General features: G+C 26.4%; 16 protein-coding genes. 2 read left to right on the top strand and 14 right to left on the bottom strand.

Annotated elements, in window-relative coordinates; all coding sequences use genetic code 11:
* Nucleotides 1-5 precede the first annotated feature (5 nt).
* Nucleotides 6-893: a YicC/YloC family endoribonuclease gene (locus EQF90_RS03545; RefSeq protein WP_134711636.1), complete on the bottom strand. Its 888-nt coding sequence runs from the start codon at nucleotides 891-893 to the stop codon at nucleotides 6-8.
* Between the two features lie 108 nt (nucleotides 894-1,001).
* Here EQF90_RS03545 and EQF90_RS03540 point away from each other — a divergent pair, with 108 nt between their 5' ends.
* Nucleotides 1,002-2,723, top strand: coding sequence for an Rqc2 family fibronectin-binding protein (locus EQF90_RS03540; protein WP_134711635.1), 1,722 nt, complete (start codon nucleotides 1,002-1,004; stop codon nucleotides 2,721-2,723).
* Nucleotides 2,724-2,811: 88 nt separating this feature from the next.
* Here the strand turns inward: EQF90_RS03540 and EQF90_RS03535 are convergent, their stop codons facing one another.
* From EQF90_RS03535 to EQF90_RS03520, 4 genes are all read right to left on the bottom strand, one after another.
* A complete protein-coding gene (locus tag EQF90_RS03535) occupies nucleotides 2,812-8,850 on the bottom strand; it encodes an endonuclease/exonuclease/phosphatase family protein (protein ID WP_134711634.1) in 6,039 nt (2,012 codons plus the stop codon).
* Between the two features lie 204 nt (nucleotides 8,851-9,054).
* Nucleotides 9,055-9,855, bottom strand: coding sequence for a metal ABC transporter permease (locus EQF90_RS03530; protein ID WP_134711633.1), 801 nt, complete (start codon nucleotides 9,853-9,855; stop codon nucleotides 9,055-9,057).
* The gene (locus tag EQF90_RS03525; protein ID WP_134711632.1) at nucleotides 9,848-10,516 is read right to left on the bottom strand and encodes a metal ABC transporter ATP-binding protein; all 669 of its coding nucleotides are present in this window, start codon (nucleotides 10,514-10,516) and stop codon (nucleotides 9,848-9,850) included. The genes EQF90_RS03530 and EQF90_RS03525 overlap by 8 nt, the downstream gene beginning before the upstream one ends.
* A 20-nt stretch (nucleotides 10,517-10,536) precedes the next feature.
* Nucleotides 10,537-11,466, bottom strand: a complete 930-nt coding sequence (locus EQF90_RS03520; RefSeq protein WP_134711631.1) for a metal ABC transporter substrate-binding protein — start codon at nucleotides 11,464-11,466, stop codon at nucleotides 10,537-10,539.
* Between the two features lie 102 nt (nucleotides 11,467-11,568).
* On the opposite strand from EQF90_RS03520, the gene EQF90_RS03515 reads away from it, so the two are divergent.
* The gene (locus EQF90_RS03515) at nucleotides 11,569-11,970 is read left to right on the top strand and encodes a Fur family transcriptional regulator (RefSeq protein WP_134711630.1); all 402 of its coding nucleotides are present in this window, start codon (nucleotides 11,569-11,571) and stop codon (nucleotides 11,968-11,970) included.
* 60 nt (nucleotides 11,971-12,030) lie between these two features.
* Here the strand turns inward: EQF90_RS03515 and ptsP are convergent, their stop codons facing one another.
* The 9 genes from ptsP to rplS all read right to left on the bottom strand — a co-directional run bounded on the left by ptsP (nucleotide 12,031) and on the right by rplS (nucleotide 20,643).
* The gene (gene ptsP, locus EQF90_RS03510) at nucleotides 12,031-13,737 is read right to left on the bottom strand and encodes a phosphoenolpyruvate--protein phosphotransferase (protein ID WP_245152890.1); all 1,707 of its coding nucleotides are present in this window, start codon (nucleotides 13,735-13,737) and stop codon (nucleotides 12,031-12,033) included.
* A gap of 64 nt (nucleotides 13,738-13,801) precedes the next feature.
* Complete coding sequence (locus EQF90_RS03505) at nucleotides 13,802-14,062, bottom strand: HPr family phosphocarrier protein (RefSeq protein WP_134711629.1); 261 nt, start codon at nucleotides 14,060-14,062, stop codon at nucleotides 13,802-13,804.
* Nucleotides 14,063-14,084: 22 nt separating this feature from the next.
* Nucleotides 14,085-15,095, bottom strand: a complete 1,011-nt coding sequence (locus EQF90_RS03500) for a LacI family DNA-binding transcriptional regulator (RefSeq protein ID WP_134711628.1) — start codon at nucleotides 15,093-15,095, stop codon at nucleotides 14,085-14,087.
* Between the two features lie 60 nt (nucleotides 15,096-15,155).
* Nucleotides 15,156-17,213 carry a type I DNA topoisomerase gene (gene topA, locus EQF90_RS03495; protein ID WP_134711627.1) on the bottom strand — a complete coding sequence of 686 codons (2,058 nt, stop codon included), beginning with the start codon at nucleotides 17,211-17,213 and terminating at the stop codon, nucleotides 15,156-15,158.
* A 63-nt stretch (nucleotides 17,214-17,276) separates the two neighbouring features.
* The gene (gene dprA / locus EQF90_RS03490; protein ID WP_167604083.1) at nucleotides 17,277-18,356 is read right to left on the bottom strand and encodes a DNA-processing protein DprA; all 1,080 of its coding nucleotides are present in this window, start codon (nucleotides 18,354-18,356) and stop codon (nucleotides 17,277-17,279) included.
* Between the two features lie 7 nt (nucleotides 18,357-18,363).
* The gene (locus EQF90_RS03485) at nucleotides 18,364-18,693 is read right to left on the bottom strand and encodes a YraN family protein (RefSeq protein ID WP_209021602.1); all 330 of its coding nucleotides are present in this window, start codon (nucleotides 18,691-18,693) and stop codon (nucleotides 18,364-18,366) included.
* Nucleotides 18,662-19,324 carry a ribonuclease HII gene (locus EQF90_RS03480; RefSeq protein WP_134711624.1) on the bottom strand — a complete coding sequence of 221 codons (663 nt, stop codon included), beginning with the start codon at nucleotides 19,322-19,324 and terminating at the stop codon, nucleotides 18,662-18,664. The genes EQF90_RS03485 and EQF90_RS03480 overlap by 32 nt, the downstream gene beginning before the upstream one ends.
* Nucleotides 19,325-19,371: 47 nt before the next feature.
* Nucleotides 19,372-20,247: a ribosome biogenesis GTPase YlqF gene (gene ylqF / locus EQF90_RS03475; protein ID WP_134711623.1), complete on the bottom strand. Its 876-nt coding sequence runs from the start codon at nucleotides 20,245-20,247 to the stop codon at nucleotides 19,372-19,374.
* Nucleotides 20,248-20,295: 48 nt separating this feature from the next.
* Entirely contained in the window at nucleotides 20,296-20,643 is a 348-nt protein-coding gene (gene rplS, locus EQF90_RS03470) for a 50S ribosomal protein L19 (RefSeq protein WP_134711622.1), read from the bottom strand.
* Nucleotide 20,644 lies beyond the last annotated feature (1 nt).

Below are 20,644 nucleotides of genomic sequence, written 5' to 3'. Positions count from 1 at the left end.
CTTAACTATTCAATATTTTGTACTTGTTCCTTTATCTTTTCAATAATAGTTTTCATTTCTATTACTAAATTAATAATTTCAATTTTAGAAGATTTTGATGCAATGGTATTAGTTTCTCTAAGCAATTCTTGAGTAATAAAATCTAATTTTTTCCCGATAGATTCTGATGATTCTAATACTCTCTTAAAATGTAATATATGTGAATATAATCTTGTAATTTCTTCATTTATATCAACTTTATCAGCATAATATACAATTTCATTAGCAAGTCTATCTTCATCAATTATATTTTTTTCAAGTATTTCAGATATATTTTTATATATTTTCTCTCTTAATTCTTCTTTAATTCCTGAAATATTATTATTTACTTCATCAACATAAGCATTTAATTTTCCAATATTTGAATTTAAATCTTTATATAAATTTTCCCCCTCAAAAACTCTCATTTTTACAACATCTGATAAAGCAATTTCCATTGTATTTTTAACTATATTATATAAGTATTCTTCATCTAAATCTTGAGATTCATATGTAAGAATGTCTTCATTTTTAAGAATTTCAGACAAATTAGGTTCTGAGTTTTTATCAGATAATGACAGATGATTTGAAATTAGCCTTAAACTATCATACATTTTCTTTGCACTATCCAAATCAACAACAATATTGCTCTTTCCAATATTTCTTGAATCAGATTTTATATAAACATCTACTCTACCTCTGTTTATATAACTTTTTACAATATTTTTAATTTTATCCTCAAAAAAATTTAACTTATTTGGCATTTTAATGTTTATATCTAAATATCTACTATTTATAGTTTTTATTTCAATATTAAAATTAACATTTTCATCTTGAAAATGACTTTTACCAAATCCAGTCATAGATTTAATCATATTGCACCTTCCTTTCCATAGTATTAATGATATAATTCTTTATTTTAAAAGTCAAAGCATTGTTACGTTTTTTTAATATTTATGATATAATTTTTCTAAGGAGTAAATATGGCAACAGATGGAATTACAATTAGAGCATTAACAAAAGAATTTAATGAAAAATTAACAGGTGGAAGAGTTCAAAAAATATACCAAATAAATGATCATTTAATCTTAATTAATATATATAATAATAAAAATAATTATAAGCTATTAATTTCTTCAAATCCTCAAAATGCTAGGATACATTTAACAAATCAGGAATATAAAAATCCAACTAAAGCACCACAATTTAGTATGATATTAAGAAAACACATTCAAAATTCTATAATAGAAAAAATCGAGCAAATCGGACTTGATAGAAGTGTTGAATTTACATTTTTAAGTAAAGATGAACTTGGATTTAATGCAACAAAGAAATTAATCATAGACATAATGGGTAAACATTCTAACATTGTACTTACAAATGAAGAAAATAAAGTAATAGAATCTATTAAAAGAATTTCTCATGAAATGAGTAGTGTTAGAGCGGTTTATCCGGGTACAATATTTATTAATCTTAAAGATGATAAAATAGATATCACAACTAATGATAAAAATTTATTAGATATAAATATACCTGAAAATTTTTCTATCAAAAAAATATTCTATATGACATATACAGGATTTGGTCCTCAAATTGCAGAAGAAATTGCTTATAAATCAAATTTAGATTCTAAACGTACTTTGAGTTCATTAAGTAACGAAGAAATTACGATATTAAATGATAATTTTATAGAATTCAAAAATGAAATACTTTCAAATAACTTTGAGCCTCATATTTTTTACAATAAGGATAAAGTAAATGATTTTTATTGTATGAATTTAACCTATAAAGGTACAAATTCTAAAAATTATAAGAGTATAAGTGAGGCTTTAGATATTTATTACAAAGAAAATGTTAATGACAATTCATTAAATCAAGCAAAGAGCAATTTATCAAAATCAATTATTCAAATAATTAATAAACTGGAAAATAAGCTTACTAATTTAAGATTTGACTATGAAAAATCAAAAGAATATGAAAAATACAGAATTGAAGGCGAACTATTGTCAGGTGTCGCTTTTAATATAACAAAAGGACAAACATCAGTAATTGTCGAAAATTACTACGATAATACAAAATCAGAAATAAAGTTAAATCCAACAAAATCACCATGGGAAAATATAGAATTAAAATATAAAACTTCAAAAAAACTTCACAAAAGTTTTAATTTATTAAGTGAGTCTATTCCCAATTTAATTAATGATATTCAATATTTAGTAAATATAAATAATCAATTAAAAAATGCTGATACAATAGAAGAAATAAATGAAATTAAAGAGGAAATGTATCAAGAAGGATATATAAAAAAACAAAAATCAAAACATAATGATAAATCTAACAAATCTTCAAATCCATATAAATTTATAACTAAAAATAACAATATAATTTATGTTGGTAAAAATAATAAACAAAATGAATATCTAACACTGAGAGAAGCTAATCCTGATGATTATTTTTTCCATATAAAGGATTTACCGGGAGCACATGTTATTCTTAAAAATAATCAAAAAATTACAGAAGATGATATTATTCAAGCTGCATTTCTTGCTGCAAAATATTCTAAAAATAATAATGATAGGTATATTGATGTGGATTATACACTTAAAAAAAATGTAAATAAAGCAAAAGGATCTAAACCCGGCATGGTATATTATACAGATTTCAAAACCATTAGAATTGATTTAGAATATAATACGGAATTTTGATATTTAATAAAATAGTGATGATATCGAATAGATTAAAATCTATTTAACATCATCACTTTTTATTTGATTAAAATATATTAATTTTCATTTAGCTTTTTTTTGCAAATACAACTGTTGAAAAGGCAACCACAGTAATCACTAATGAAATAATAACGTAATCCAAAATTCTTGATTTATCTTCTTGTGAATCTTCTAACATCTCTTTCGAATAATTTTTTTCTTCGACTTTTTTATCAGAAATTACTAATTTTTCTTCTTTTTTGTCAGTTTTTTCTGGAACTTTTACACTTTCTGTTTTATCAGTTTTTTCAGAAACTTTTATACTTTCTATTTTATTATTATCAATTGAAATTAAAGTATTTTTTTCCTCTATAGTGCTTCTTACAACCTTTTCTTTTTGTGTATTATTTTTCTTGTCATTAGTGTTTTCTGAAATTTTATTCAAATTAGCAAAATTATTAAAATCTTCATTAGATTTTTCATTATTTTTAATATTATCTTTTATTGAATTATCTAAATCTTTTTCATTATTTTTATCTAATTTTACTTTTTCTAAATCTTCAGAATTTACTTTTTCATCTAAATCATTCTTATTAGAATTTTCAGTTTTTACAGAAGGAATTTCAGTCTTCACAGACTCTTTATTTTTATCCAATGAAATATTATTCTTATCTGACTCATCAACTTTTGGAGTTTCATTTTCTTTAGATGACTTATCTATTTTGTCGCTTAAACTTGAATCATCAGGTATTTTCTTATCCGTTTCTTCGATAACTTTCTTCATAAATGAAATTTGAACCATTACAGGATCATGATCAGATGCTCTTCCATGTGATTCCATATATAAAGAATTTATGTGAATCATATCAAACACTGATTTGTCAGCAATATTTTTAGAAACTAAAATATGATCTAGTGTTTGGCTGATTCCCCTAAAGAAGAATGAAAATCTGTCATCTTCTGCATGTCTATCAACTAAATTGATTAACTCATTTCCTGCTATAGTTTTTAATGTGCTTGTATTTTCATAATCGTTAAAGTCACCAGTTACTACAACATTTAATTTAGGATTTTCATTTAACTTTTTAGCAATATATTCATTTATAACTTTTGCTAATTTAACTCTTTTTGCTTCTGTTTTAAATATCGGTGGTTGCTTTGCACCAAATAGCCCATCATCGCCTATTTTAGAATTTAAATGATTTGCAACAACCATTACTTTTTCACCGTTAAATTCAAAGTTTGATACTAATGATTTTCTTACACCATTAAATAATGGATTTCCCTTTCCAATAGCTTCTACATTTTTAAACTCTACTCTATCAGGATTATAGATTAAACCAATACGTATATTGCCCCCTGGTTGTCCACCATCCTTATTATTTTCAGGTGCTATATCTACATATGTATATTTTACACCGTTAGGAAGATTTGCAATTGCCTGTGTAAGTCTCTTACCACTCTCAGTTGCCGAAACATTTCCGCTATCTGTTGGACCATCATCATCTTGCACTTCTAATAAAGTTATGATATCCGGTGCATTTAAATCATTAACAATGGAATTTGCAATTTTTTGAACTTTTTCTTCAGAAGTACTGTCTTTACCCTCTTTCAATGCAGTAAAGTTTTCAACATTGTATGTTGCTACAGTTAATTTATCTTTATCTTTAACAATATTTGTTTTATCATCTTTTTTATCAAATTCTTTTATTTCCAATTTACCAGAAACAACAATTTTATAATTACCGAATCCATAAGTAACTGGTCCTTTAATTGAATTTGTAATTTGATCACCTGCTTTTACCTTTATATCATCATTTACAGCCAAACCTATTATATTAGGATTATTATTTTCATCTAAGTTAACTCCTCCTAATTTGTTCAGTTTTTGTTCAGAATCTAAAGGCAATACATATACTTGTTTAGATATTTGCGGACCGATTACCTTAGCACCATTCAACTCAACAATCATTCCCTCAATTGATTCCCAAAAGTCAATTGCATCCTCTTGAGGGTCAAATTTAATAAATCTATCATTATCAATGTATTTTGAAGGAATACTGTTTTTGAAAATCTTATGGACTTTAATTTTTTCAATTTTACCTGTATTTATTATTGTTTTAGCAGATATTTCTGTAATAGATAAATCACTCTTATATTTTGAACTATATCCATCACCAAATGTTTCTCTTACTTTCCCATCAATTTCTACAACATCTCCAACTTTAACATTGTGATTTGTCTTAAATACATGAATACCATCCGATGTCTTTTCATCTTTATCAGGATTTATGTCTTGAACATAAAATGCATCCTTACCATCAAGTGCTGTTACTACAACATCCTTAACTTTTACATTTCTTTGTTCTAATAATGATTTATGAGCAGTGCCTTGAATTTGTCCAACTTTGAAATATTGGATTTTAATATTTGCCATACTTTTTATCTCAATCCCCTCAGGCGAAACAACTAATATTTCAGGAATTCCATTTTTATATGACAAAATACCAGTTAAATTAATTTTATATCCATTTTTCAATCTTTCTTTTAGTTTAGAATATTTTTCCCCAGCTCTATTATCATAATTTACATTCATAGGATTTCCATCTTTATCAAAAATCATAAATCTCGTTGAACCATATCCATTTGATTGTTCCATGTAATCAACTGTAACATTATCAAACTTAACCAAAGTATATGGATTTTGCTCTGATATTTCATTTATTTTAATATCTTTAGGATTTATAACTGTTGATTTTTCTTTATTTAAGATTTCAATATCTTTCAATTGCCATAAGCCGAAGTAATTATCAAGTTTTCCCTTTAATTCAACTTTATCTCCCTGTTGTAAATTAATTCTGTATTCATTATTCACAAATATTCCATAACCATGGTCATCTTGAATATAGAAACTCTTTCTTCCAAATATCCCTGATTTAGATGTTACAGTTCCTTTTACTTTATATATTTCTCCTAATTTTGAATTAAATAAATCTTTAATAAGTGTAAATTCTGTGTCATCCTTTGGAATTTCGTAATTTTCTACTTTTTCCTCAATATCATTCAATTTTAATTGTACAATTACCGGATCATGATCTGAAGCTCTTCCATCTTCTTCCATAAACATTGAATTTATGTGAACCATGTCAAATTTAGCGTCTTTAACTAATTTATTAGAAACTAGTATATGATCCAATGTTTGACTATTTCCATTATGAAAATATGAAAATCTGTCTTTTTCATCATGTTTAGTTACTAAATTTGTTAATACTTTTCCCTCTAAAGTTTTCAATGTTTTAGAAAATTCAAAGTCATTAAAGTCGCCCGTTAAAACAACATTTAATTTTGGATTTACTTGTTTTTTATCTACAACATATTTATGAATTATTTGAGCTAATTTTTCTCTTTTAACTTCAGAACTATTTACCGGTGGTTGATTTTTACCAAATTGTGGTTCATCCCCTCTCTTTGAATTTAAATGATTTGCTATCACTAACACTTCTTTTCCGTTAAACTCAAATGTTGCTGCAAGTGATTTTCTAACATCTTCAAAATAGAATTCATTTTCTCCAATTCTTTCACTTGATTTTAATTTTACTCTTGATGGATTATATAAGAATGCAACTCTGATGTTTGAACCTGGTGCTCCGCCATCTTTATTAAATTGAGGCTCTATCTCTTCATATTTATACTCATTACCGCCAGCATTTTTTATTGCCTCAATTAAAATTTTAGCATTTTCTCTAGCTGAAACTTCTCTACTCTTTTGATCATCTTTTTTACTTTTTTCTTCCCCACTATCATCTTGCATTTCAACTAATGATATAATATCCGGATTTTTAAGATTTTTATGAATAGACTCAGCTATTTTCTTAACTTTATCATCTGATGATTCTCCACTCTTTGGCGCAAAATTTTCAATATTATATGAGGCAATAGTTAATTTATCTTCATTAAATTCTAATGATGTAATTTCCCTATCTAAATTATTTTTATTAATATTTTTATTTAATTCTAATCGTTTTTCCTTTGGAACATATATTTTATATCCTCCAAATGCATATGTTAATGGCCCTGTATATTCTTTAATTTCATCTCCAGATTTAACTGTAATATTATCATAATAATATTTATTATTTCCATTTTGAGAATATTGAATATTTATACCTATAATATCAGGATTACCATTTTCATTTAGTGTAATACCATTCATTTTATTATATCTACTAAAATTTTTATCTAAACTTACAAAAATTTGACCTCTAACCATTGGTCCTAAAATTTTAGCATTCTTTATACCAACAAGCATGGACTCTTTTGATTCCCAAAAATTTATTGTATTTATATATGACTTTCTACCATTTACATCTTTTACATCAATAGGTATATCTCTTTGTTCTAAATATTTTACAGCAGGCAATGCATGATTTTTAGATGTTACTTTATATGACTTAGCAACTACTTTTGTGATGGTCAAATCTGTATATTTACTATCATCAAAACCATCTCCATTTTTTTCTTCTACATAACCTTCAAACTCCAGCACATCCCCGACATTTATTTGCTTATTTTCATCATTTTTATTAGCAATATTAACAACTAAAGCATCTGAAGTTTTTTCATTTTTATCATCTTCAATATCTTGCACAAAGAAATTATTTTGATTGTGGATTGCCGTAACTACTACGTCTTTAACCTTTACTTTTTTGCCTTCATATGGAGAAGTTAAACCTTCTCCTTGAACTTGCCCTATTTTAACATACTTATATAAGCTTTCATTATTAATAGTTAAGTGTTCATCTTCAAAAGGCATGATTTGATATGTAGTATTAAACTTAGATAAAATTCCTTTTACATTAATCATTGCACCATCTTGAATTTTATTTAAACTAATATTTGATGCCTTATTAATCAATATAGTTGCGGAATTTCCATATTGTTCAATGTTAATTGAAAATGCAAAGCCCAAATCTCTGGAGCTCTTTACTTTTGAATATTTTATCTCTATAAAATCGGATAAATTTTCATCTTTTAAATCTGAAATTTTCATTTCTTTAATTTCAAATTTATTTTCTTTATCCTTATTATTTACAATCGATTCCTCGATATTTTCAAGCTGTTTAACTCCATTATTTTCACTTAAATATCCTGTTAAAACAACATAATCTCCAAGTTTAACTTTTGCATCAATATATGTATAAATAAAAATCGAATTTCCATCTTTATCTTTAATCACAAAACTATGTTGACCAAATGCACCTGGTCTTGAAATTACATAACCGGAGGTCGTAAATTTTTCACCAATATCTCCCTTTAATACAGTAGCTATATTTACAGGCATTAGCTCAGAAAGTCTAAGCTCTGTATCTTTTTTATTAATTTTATTTGAATTATTTGATTTTCTTGTAGGACTTTTTTTATTTTGTTTTTTCTTCTTTTGATCATTTTCTTTTTTCTTTTTAGTAGACTTACTTTTCTTTTCTTTTTTCTTGTCTTTTTTCTTTTTTTCTGTTTTTTCAGATTTTCTAGATTTTTCTGTTTTTTCTACATTTTCTTGTTTCTTTTTTTCCCTTTTTACTCTTTTTTTACTTTTTGAAGTTTTTTGTGTTTTATCCTCTTCATTCTTTTTTAATGAAGCTGTATCCTTTTCTTCTGTTTCCTTTACAACAGATGTATCAGCTTTATTTTCACCATTATTTACCTCAGGAGAATCAGCAGGAACAATTGATTTTATATTTTTTAGTCCTTTTGTACCTAAATAATTATTTTTTTCTCCTTCAATAATTACAGGTTTTCCTTTATTATTTTCATAAGAATTTGGATGTTTTTTATAGTAAGAATTTGAATATTCTACCGGAATACCAGATTTTTTACCATCATCTAATTTATCACTAAGCTCAAAATTAGTTACTCTATTAGATGATTTTCTTTGTTCCCAAGGCTCTCCTATATACCCCCTTACCTTTACTTTTTCTCCATCTTTTACTTGAGACTTAAATTCAGATACACTGTAAATTTTGCTGTTATCATTAGCAAAAATTACAACAGGAATAGCTGTCTGCAACAATAACGAGAATATAAGCATCATAACAGCAAATCTTCTCGTTATTTGTAGTTCTTTTTTCATTGGTGTCCTCCCAAAAATATATTTTCCACTTATATTTTATCAATAAAATATATTCCATACAAATAATATTTTAACATTATAAATATATTAAAAATAAAATCTTAGTAAAATTTTCATTATCTTTTAATCACACTTCCTTTATTTATATATAAAATTAAATAAGGAGCACTTACAAAAATAATTTTGTAAATACTCCTTAAAATACTATTCATTTTTAGTTAAAATGTATTTATAAATAATTACAAGTATCAATCCTATAACTGATGTCATAATTATTGAACCACCCGGTTTAAGTTTTAAATAAAAAGCTCCTGTCAATCCTAAGAAAAAATAAACCATGCCTAATAAAATTGAAATTACTACCGTTTGCTTGTAATTTTTAGCAATTAACATCGCTGTTGCAACAGGTAAAACCATTAGTGATGAAATAATTAAAATCCCGGCTATTCTTGCAGAAAGAGCTATTGTAACCGCTAATAATAAAGTAAATAAATAATTATTTTGTTTAACTTTAACTCCGGATAATCTAGCACTCGTCGGGTCAACAGAAATAAACATCAAACCATAATAGGTATAAATAAATATAGCAATTACAATAATCGAAACTGAAAATATAATTAAAATGTCAGAAATTGTTATTGCTATTATTGAGCCAAATAAAAATGACTCAAAATTTTGTGCTGCAACTATAAAATCTGACAATATAGATGCCAATCCAATACCACAACTCATAATAATAGCTGTAGCCATATCTCCATTTTTTGGAAATTTATTTCTAAGTGCTTCTATTGAAAATGCAGCTAATACACTTATTACTATACCTCCGATTATAGGGTTAAAACCTAGTAATATACCTAAAAATAATCCACTAAGAGTAGTATGTGATAATGCATCACCAATTGTTGATGTTTTTCTGTTTACAACTACCGTCCCAATAAGGGGTATTATTATAGATATAAAAAAACCAACTATAAATGCTCTTTGCATAAATACATAACTAAACATATTCTTTAATCTCTTTCTCTTTTAATATAAGTTTTCTATCAATTAATTTATCTGAAAAATCTAACTCATGTGTTACTAATATTATTGTAATATTATGAAATTTATGCAAATGATCTATTAATTCATAAAATACTTTCTTACTTTCCGCATCTACCCCTACAGTAGGTTCGTCAAAAATTAATAATTCCGGACTGTGTACCATTGCTTTTGCAATCATTACTCTTTGCTTTTGACCACCACTTAATTCATTAAAATTTTTATCAGCCAAATGTTCAATTTTAAATGAATGTAATACTTCCTCAACTAATTTCAAATGTCTTTTCTTTGGTAAATTGAATAAATTAAAATCATAATAAAAATTTAATAAAATCATCTCTCTAACAGAGATTGGAAAATTTGTTATATTATTTCTGTCAACTTGAGGGACATATCCAATTTTGCTCCATTCATTAAATGTGTTTAATTCTTTGTTGAATATTTTAATACTCCCTGTATAATTTTTTAGTTCACCAATTAAAATTTTCAATAAAGTAGATTTACCACTACCATTATTTCCCATTAAACATATAAATTCATTTTCCTTAATATTAAAATTTATATTGCTTAAAACTTCAGTTTTCTCATAACTGAAACTTAAATCTTTTATTTCTATTATATTCATATTTACCTTCATTTATATAATCAGTTTTTTTGTTTTTCAAATGAATCTGCTAAATTTTTATAATTCATCTTCATTAAGCTAATATAATCATCTCCATTATCTATATCTTGCTGTGTTATTACTTCTAAAGTGGATATAGGTTTAACATCTCCACCGATTTCATTAGCAATAGCTTTTGCAATTTTATCACTCTTTTTATATTCGTAAAATACAGTACTAATATTATTTTTTTTCATTTCTTCAACTATTTCTTTCAATCTTGCTGCATTTGGTTCAGATACAGAATTAATTCCTTCAATAGCTACTTGATTTAATACCCCTCCGGTAACATAATTAAACGCAGCGTGAGGTGCTACAAAAGATTTTCCTTTATATTTAGCCAATAATTCATCATGTTCTTTTATTAATTTTAAAAATTCTTCATTATATTTTTTATAGTTATTTTCATAAAAATCTTTATTTTTAGGATCTAATTCTACAAATTTATCTTTAATTTTTTTCAACATTTTAATTGTATAACTAGGATTCATCCAAGTATGCGGATCATAATCAACTTTATTATCATTTTCGTTTTTCGATTTTGAATCCACATCTGAAACTTTAATTAATTCCATACCTTTTGATAAATTTAAAACTTTTAAATCACTTTGACTTTCTATAACTTGGTCTGCCCATCCTTCAAATCCTGCACCATTTATTATCAATAAGTCGGAATTATGTATATCTTGCATATCCTGTATATTTGGTTCATAAGAATGTGCGTCCCCTGTTTGAGTTAAATTTCTTAATTTTATTTTATCTCCACCAATTTTTTTAGCTAAATCATATGGAGGAAAAAATGAGGCTACTACTTTTAACTTTTTTTCTCCAGATGTATTTTTATTATTCCCAGCACAACCTACTAAAATAATTGAAAATACTAGAACTAATCCTAAAATTACTTTTTTCATATTATACTCCTTCACTAATTAAATGAGAATTATTATCATTAAAATTATAACTCATAATTGAAAAATGTCAAATATATAGTATAATCAATATGAGGTGGTCAAATGGATATTTTAAAAAATCATGGCTTAAAGTCAACTAAAACGAGATTAACAATATTAGAATTACTAGAAAAAAATTCGCCATTAAGTGCTGAACAAATTTATGAAAATTTAAAAGATGAAAAGATTAAAATCTCTTCTATATATAGAAATTTATCTACTTTTTTAGAGGCAGGATTAGTATTGAAATCAGTCGGTATGGACAATATTTCCTACTACCAACTTAATTCAAGTCATCACAAACATCAATTAATTTGTACAAACTGTAAAAAAACTATAATTATTGATGACTGCCCTATTCACAAAATTGAAAAGGAATTAGAAAAAAATACAGGATTTAAAATTACATCTCATAATTTTGAATTTTCAGGTATATGTGAAGATTGTCAAAAAAATATAAAATAAAATAGATAAAGGTATTGTTATAAACTAATAAAGTTTAATCACAATACCTTTTTATATTAATTAAAATTCTTCAACTTTATCCTTTAGTAAAGCTCTAATTTCATTAATATTATCCAGTGATAATACTTTTTGAACAAATTTTTCAGCTTCAGCTAAATTAGTATTATTAATTATGCTCTTTAATTTACCAATTTTAGCACTTACAACAGAAAATTCATCTAATCCCATACCTAATAATAAATAAGTAGCTAAACTATCTGAAGACATTGACCCACACATACCAGTCCACTTTCCTTCTTCATGTGAAGCATCAATAACTTGTTTTATAGCTCTTAATACAGCTGGATTAAAATAATCATATAAATGTGAAATCTTTTCATTTCCCCTGTCTGCCGCTAAAATATATTGTGTTAAGTCATTTGTACCTATACTAAAGAAGTCACAATACTTAATCAAATCTCTTGCCATAAATACAGATGCAGGTGTTTCTACCATGATACCAACTTGGATATCTTCATCATATTTTTTACCTTCTAATTTTAATTCTTGTTTATATGTTTCAATATATTCTTGAACTTTTTTAATTTCAGCAACACTTATAACCATAGGTAATAAAATCTTAACATTTCCATATGCACTTGACCTTAAAATAGCCCTTAACTGATCTCTCATTATGTCCACTTTATCAAATTGCACTCTAAGAGCTCTCCATCCTAAAAATGGATTTTCTTCTTTTGGAAATTCAAAATAACTTAATCCTTTATCTCCACCAATATCTAATGTTCTAATAATTAAAGGCATTCCTTCTAATTTTTCTGCAGCTTCTTTATATACTTCAAATTGTTTTTCTTCTGATGGAAATTCATCTGATTCCATATATAAAAATTCTGTTCTAAATAAACCAACTCCTCTAGCACCATGTTTTAGACCAGTTTTTAAATCTTCTAATCCACCAATGTTACATACAACTTCTAATTCTTTTCCATCAGTTGTCTTAGCTTCAGCAAATTTATATTTTTCAGCTATTGCTTTATCTTCTTTAATTATTTCAAATTTCTTCTTATAAGCATTTACCGTTTCTTCATCAGGATCTACAATTATTGTACCTTCAATAGCATCTAAAATTATAAATTGATCATTTTTTAATTTTGAAGTTATATCTTTCATCCCTACTATTGCAGGTATACCTAAAGTTTGAGCAATTATTGAAGAATGGCTTGTTTTACCACCTAAATCCATTGCCAACCCTAATACATGATCTTTATCCATTGTAGACGTATCAGTAGGTGTTAATTCTTTAGAAACAATTATATAATCATCATCTAAAACTTGTAATGTATTAGGTTTTACACCTTTTAATTTATACATTACATTTTCTCCAAGATCTCTATAGTCCGCAGCCCTTTCTTTTAAATAGGCATCATCCATCATTTCAAATACCATAACCATCTCTTTTATGGTTGAATCTAAAGCATATTCTGAATTAATCAATTCACCTCTAATTTTATCAGAAGTTGTATCAATTAACGCCGGATCCGATGCAAGCTCAATATGTGCATCCCTAACTTCTTTTGCTGCCTGACTAGAAACTTCTCTATTTTCTAGTTCATATACATAATCATTTATAGCCTTTTGAACTTTTTCAATTTCTTCTTCAACTTTATCCTTTTCTATGGTATGTTTGCTTATTTCAAGATTAATTTTTTCAAATAAGTACACTTTTCCCATGGCAACGCCATCAGATGCCGCAATTCCTTTATATTTCATAATAATCTCCAATCAATTTTCATAAAAATAAAAGAGATACACAAGGCATCTCTTTTTTATGCAATTAGTCTGTTAAACTACCAATAAATTCAACAACTTTATCACAATTTTCTTCTTCATTTTCCCCTGTTACTCTAACTAATATTTCTGTATCCTTAGAAATACCTAATGACATTACACTAAATATACTCTTAGCATTTGCCACCTTTCCATCTTTTACAAGTTCAACTGTTCCTTCAATATTTTTTACAAATTGTACCAAAGCTGCTGCCGGTCTTGCGTGTAACCCTGTTTCATTTACTACAACAATCTTCTTTTCTACCATATTTTCCTCCTAAATTTGTTTTCTATTTAATTTTTTTGATAGTTTCTCTCTTCATGATTTCATGATTTAAATTAATTGATTCATTAAATTCTTCTTTATCTCTCAATATTTTAACCAATACTCTTACAGCAATTGCACCTATATCGTAATAAGGTAACCTTACTGTCGTTAATGATGGTTTAATTAATTCAGAAATATCGCTATTTCCAAATCCTGATATTGAAAAATCTTCTGGAATATTTATATTATTATCATAGCAATAGTGCATTAACCCAACAGCTAGGTTGTCACTTTCAGCAATTATTGCCGTAATATCATTTTTCTTAAGCTTATTATAATTTTTTTCTAAAAACTTATACCCGGCTTCAACCGTATCTTCATTAACACCAAATACCCAATTATCTAATTTATGTTTTTCTGTAGATTCAATATATCCACTTTCTTTTGATTCTGAAGAATGAAATGCTGTCTTTTCTCTTAAATATGCAATATTTTCATGACCGTTATCAATCATGTATTCTGTCATATCACTCATTGCTTTCTTAAAGTCTATACTTACAGTCTTAAATTCATCAGGACTATAGAAAGTATCTAATAACATATATGGAATATCATGTTCTTTTATTAAATATAAAATTTCATTATTTATTTTTTCAGATATTACAATAATTCCTTCAACTTGTTTCGAGGATAAGAAGTCTACAGCTTTCTTTTGAATTTCAAAACTACCAAATGTAGAATACAAAAGTATATCATATTTGTACATTTTACCTATTTCATCAATACCTCTTAAGTATTGTGCCATATAGCTATACCCGATATCATCAAGTATAATACCAAGAGTGTTTGATCTTTTCATAACTAGAGATCTAGCTAATTCATTTGGCTTATAACCAAGTTTTGCTATAGCTTTATTAACCGCTTCAGTTTTATCGGGTGAAACTTTTCTTGTACCATTGATTACTCTAGATACTGTAGAAATAGAAACTCCCGCAAGATTTTTAACATCCTCCATAGTAGGTTTTCTAGACATAAAACCCTCCTTATATCCTTTTACTACATTGTAACACAAAAAACCTTTTCATACAATTTTTTATTTATTTCTTATACAATTTTCATTATTGCAAATAATTGCATCCATTTTTCTATTTTTTCTATGAACCATTAAATCACCACATTCTGCACATTTTTCTCCTGTTGGTTTATCCCAAGAAGCCCAATCACATTGAGGATAATTTTCACAGCCATAAAAAACTTTTCCTCTTTTTGAGATTTTTTCAATTATTTTTCCACCACATTTAGGACAGACTATACCCAATTCTTTTACAATGTTTTTAGTGAATGTACATTTAGGAAAATTAGAGCAACCAATAAAATCTCCATTTCTTCCTTTTTTATAAAGTAAGTCTTCTCCACATTCCGGACATTTTTCTCCAGTTGGTTTATCTTTAATTTCAAAATCTTTACTTGAATTTTCAGCTTTTTTCAACAGTTCATCAAATTTATCATAAAAATCTTTAATTAATTTTCTCCATTCAACATCTGATTCTTCAATTTTATCTAAACTATTTTCCATCTCAGCTGTAAAATCTTCATTTATTATCGTCTTGAAATATTGTAATAATAATTCAATAACAGTAAATCCTATTTCTGTAGGTACTAGTGATTTTTCTTCAAATTCAACATAATATCTACTCAATAAACTTTTAATTATTGATGAATAAGTCGAAGGTCTACCAATACCATTTTTTTCTAATTCCTTCACTAATGAAGCTTCTGTAAATCTAGCCTTTGGTTTTGTAAAATGCTTTTCCTTATTAATTTTAGATGCTGAAAATACATCTCCAATTTCAAAATTAGGAAGCTCAACTTTTTTATCAGCAATGGTCCAAACTTTTGAAAATCCATCAAAAGTAACTATCGAACCATTTGCTCTAAATAAAATACCATTGCTTTCAAAATCATATCTAGTAGATAAATATTTACTATCTTTCATTTGTGATGCAAGTGTTCTTTCCCATATTAATCTATATAATTTATATTGATCAGTAGTTAAATAATCTCTTATTTTTTCAGGTGTCCTATAAATTGATGAAACTCTTACAGCTTCATGGGCATCCTGTGAACCACTTTTCTTCTTATTATATGACCTTCCTTTTGAAGCATATTCTTTACCATAATTTTCATTAATATATGAAATTGCTTCATCAATTATCCCATTTGAAAGTCTTGTAGAATCTGTTCTCATATATGATATTAGTCCAACAGATCCTTCACCAACATTTATCCCTTCGTATAGTTGTTGTGCAACAGACATCGTTTTTGAAGTTGAAAAGTATATTCTTTTAGATGCTTCTTGTTGTAATGTTGATGTAGTAAAAGGTTCGTATGGTTTTCTACTTTTTTCCTTTACATCCTTATCAATAATCTTAAAATTGTCCTTATCTATTTTAGATATTATATTATCAACATCATTTTCATTAGTTAATTTAATATTTTTAATTTTGTTATCTATATATTCTCCAATAAAATCCCCAGTGAAATCAATTTTGTTATGAGTTGCAACAAAATCTATACTCCAATATTCTTCTGGAATAAACTTTCTTATTTCATTTTCACGATCAATTATAAGTTTCAATGCAGCTGATTGAACTCTTCCTGCTGATAAACCGTTTTTAACTTTTTTCCATAAAATCGGAGAAAGTTTATAACCTACAATTCTATCAAGTATTCTTCTTGCTTGTTGTGCATCAACAAGATTTAAATTAATTGCACGTGGATGTTTGATTGCCTCTTTTACTGTTTCTTTTGTAATTTCCGGAAATACAACTCTATTTTTTTCTTTCAAATCTAAATCCAATAAAAATGCTAAATGCCATGCTATTGCTTCACCCTCTCTATCAGGATCAGATGCAAGATAAACATTATCTACTTTTTTTGCTTCTGCTTTTATTGCATTTATTGTTGAAGCTTTTCCTCTTACATTAATATATTCCGGTTCAAAATTGTTTTCAACATCTACACCCATCCTACTTTTTGGAAGATCTCTTAAATGCCCAACTGAAGCCATTATCTTATAATTTTTTCCTAAAAATTTTCCAATTGTTTTAGCCTTTGTAGGTGATTCTACAATAATTAAATTTTTAGCCACATTATCCTCCCATTATTTTACTACAAAAGTAATAATACCATAAATAATTTTAAATACAAATATTTAATTTAATGTATAAAAATCTTCCTTTACATTTAAAACTACATTTTTACTTTCTAATTCAAAAATTATTTTATATAATTCTCCAATATTAATTTTAGTTAGATTAGATATATTATTTATACTCAAAATATTACCACTCAAAACATTTATAACCTCTAAATGCTTATTTGAAAAGTTATAATTATCATTAATTATATTAATTTTATTTATTTCTTTTATAAATGGTATGTCTTCTAATATATCCAAGCCTGATTGAACCATTTTCGCTCCAAATTTAATCAGATTATTACAACCTTTAGAGTATTCACTGTTAATATTTCCGGGAACAACAAATAAATCTCTATTTTGTTCAATAGCGTATTTAGCTGTTATAAGCGATCCGCTTTTTTCAGCCGCTTGTACTATTAATGTTCCAAATGACAATCCAGAAATTATTCTATTTCTAAAAATAAAATTTTGTTTTTGAGGATTTGTAAATAATGGAAATTCTGAAATTAATAATTCATTTTGCATTTTATCATATAAATAATTATTTGATTTAGGATATCTAATTTCCAAGGATGAGGCTAAAATTCCTATTGTAGGGATATTATTTTCAATTGCCGTATTATGGGCACATGCATCAATCCCGGTTGCCATACCAGATACTATACATATATCATGTCCTGTCAATTCTGTAATTATTTTTTTAGTCGCCCATAAACCATATTCTGTAGGTTTTCTGGTGCCTACAACAGCTAAACAATTATTAAAATTAATATTTCTATTCCCTTTATAATAAATTATTGCCGGAGCATTATAAATATTTCTTAATCTATCGGGATAATTTTCATCTAAAATTGTTACATATTTTATTCCGGAAATTTCCAATTTATATTTATAGTCCTCTAGACTAAATTTTTTAAAATTTAATTTAATATTGTTTTTTTCTTTATCAGTTAAAAATAAGAGCTTATCAATATTTTCAAACCTAATCTCTGAAAATGTATTAAGAAGCCCCTCACTTATAAAATTTCTGATTCTCAAATTATTAATATTTAATATATTTAAAAATAAAATTATGTCTTTATATGAATTCATAGTCACCTCAAAATGCATTTATAATATGGTTAATTTTTTTCCTTTGCCAATAACATTCAATTATGTCAAATCTCAAATTATAATCATATAAATTATTTTGATCTATATAATATAGAGCTATTGTTTTTAATTTTTTAATTTTCCTATAATCTACAGCTTGAGATGCATGTAAAACATCACTATTTTTTCTAGTTTTAACTTCGACAATTACTATCGTCATATTTTTAATTGCAATTATATCTACTTCTGCGAATTTAGTAGCATAATTTCTCTCTAGTATTTTATAATCATTTTTTATTAAATATCTACAGGCTATTTCCTCGCCCAGTTTTCCCATTAGCTTGTTCATAATATTTTTTCATAAAGGATTTCCTATGGATATCCGTAATACCATTAGAATCTATTACTTCATAATGTTTTTTTGTGCCATAACCTTTATGTGCTTCAAACATATATTCAGGATATTTTTTTGAATATTCAATCATCATATCATCTCTATAAATTTTAGCTAATATCGATGCACAAGATATCTCATAAACTAAATCATCACCCGATATAATCCCTATTTGGTCAATATCTGAATCAATTAACTCCGCATCAATAAGTATAAGATTTGCTTTAATATGATTTCCATCTTTATCTTTCATATTTTCAACAGCATTTTTCATAGCTAAAAGACTTGCTTGTCTGATATTTATTTCGTCAATAACATAATTATCTACTACTCCATATCCTACTGCAATAGCATTTTCAAATATGTCTTTAGCAAGTAATCTCCTTTTCTTATCTGTAAGTTTTTTAGAGTCTTTCACTCCTTCTATATGATTCTCACCCATTATTACAGCACAACTAACAACTGGTCCGGCAATTGGCCCTCTTCCAACCTCATCAACACCACATATATTTGTATAGTTTTTTGATTTTTCAATTAAAATATCTAGCTGATCTCTCTTTAGTTTAATTTTCATATACCCTCATTATACATCATATTTTATAAATGAAACTGTCATTATTATTACATTTTATTAATATCTTTAATTTCTAAATTATCTTCTACTCTTTCAAGTGTAATTCTGTCAATTCTAACTTTTCTAAAGTCATCAAAAATTATATTTGAAACCTTAAAATAGTCAATTTCACTTCCTCTTTGAATTGCTCCAAACTTTATGGCAATTTTATCCATTATTTCCAAAGCTGGAAGCGACGGATCCACTTCATATCTTTTCTGTAAACTCCTTGGAGATATTTCTTGTAATTTTTTTATAAATTCAAAACATAAATCCTCAATTTCTAATATTTCATCCTTAATAGCACCTGTAAATGCCAAATTTTTACCACCATCATGTAATTCTAATTTTGGCCATAAAACACCCGGCGTATCCAAAAGCATTAAGTCACTATTTGTTTTAATCCATTGATTTGTACGAGTTACCCCCGGTCTATTTCCAACCTTGGTTCCTTTTCTCATAGAAATATTATTTATAAATGTTGATTTTCCAACATTGGGTATCCCTACAACCATCATTCTTATAGTTGTATCTTTTATATTTTTTTCCTTACGCTTTTCAAATAATTTTGTTAATGATTTTCTTGCAGTTTTATATAATTCATTTGTTTTTTTATCTTTAGTTGAGTTATATTCTATAACTTCTATTCCTCTATCATTAAAATATTTTATCCACTTTTTAGTTTCAAAAGGATTTGACATATCTACTTTATTTAAAATAATTAGCCTTGGAAAATCCTTGATTATATCATCAATAACAGGATTTCTTGAACTTATCGGTATTCTTGAATCGACAATTTCCGCAACTATATCAACCAATTTTAATGATTCTCTTATTTTATCAAGAGATTTTTTCATATGCCCCGGATACCAGTTAATTTGCATATTACCTCCTTGTATAAAAAAAGGTCAGACAAATGTCTAACCTAAATCTTAGTAATCTGTTTTTTCTTTCAATTTAGCAGCTTTACCAATTCTATTTCTTAAGTAGAATAATCTAGCTCTTCTTGCTTTACCATGTCTTACTACTTTTATATTTTCAACTCTTGGTGAATGAATTAAGAATGTTCTTTCTACACCAACTCCGTAAGCAAGTCTTCTTACTGTGAATGTACTTCTAACACCTTCTCCTTGAATTTTAATAATTGTTCCTTCAAACATTTGAATTCTTTCTCTTGAACCTTCTTTAATTCTATAATCTACTTTTACATAATCACCAACAAGAATTTCTGGTAAAGAGTCTTTCTTTTGTTCTTCTTCTAATTGTCTTATGATTTCCATA

Origin of the sequence: Helcococcus ovis (assembly GCF_004524775.2) — a bacterium.
Lineage (GTDB): Bacteria > Bacillota > Clostridia > Tissierellales > Peptoniphilaceae > Helcococcus > Helcococcus ovis.
This window is presented reverse-complemented; position numbering and strand designations above follow the sequence as displayed.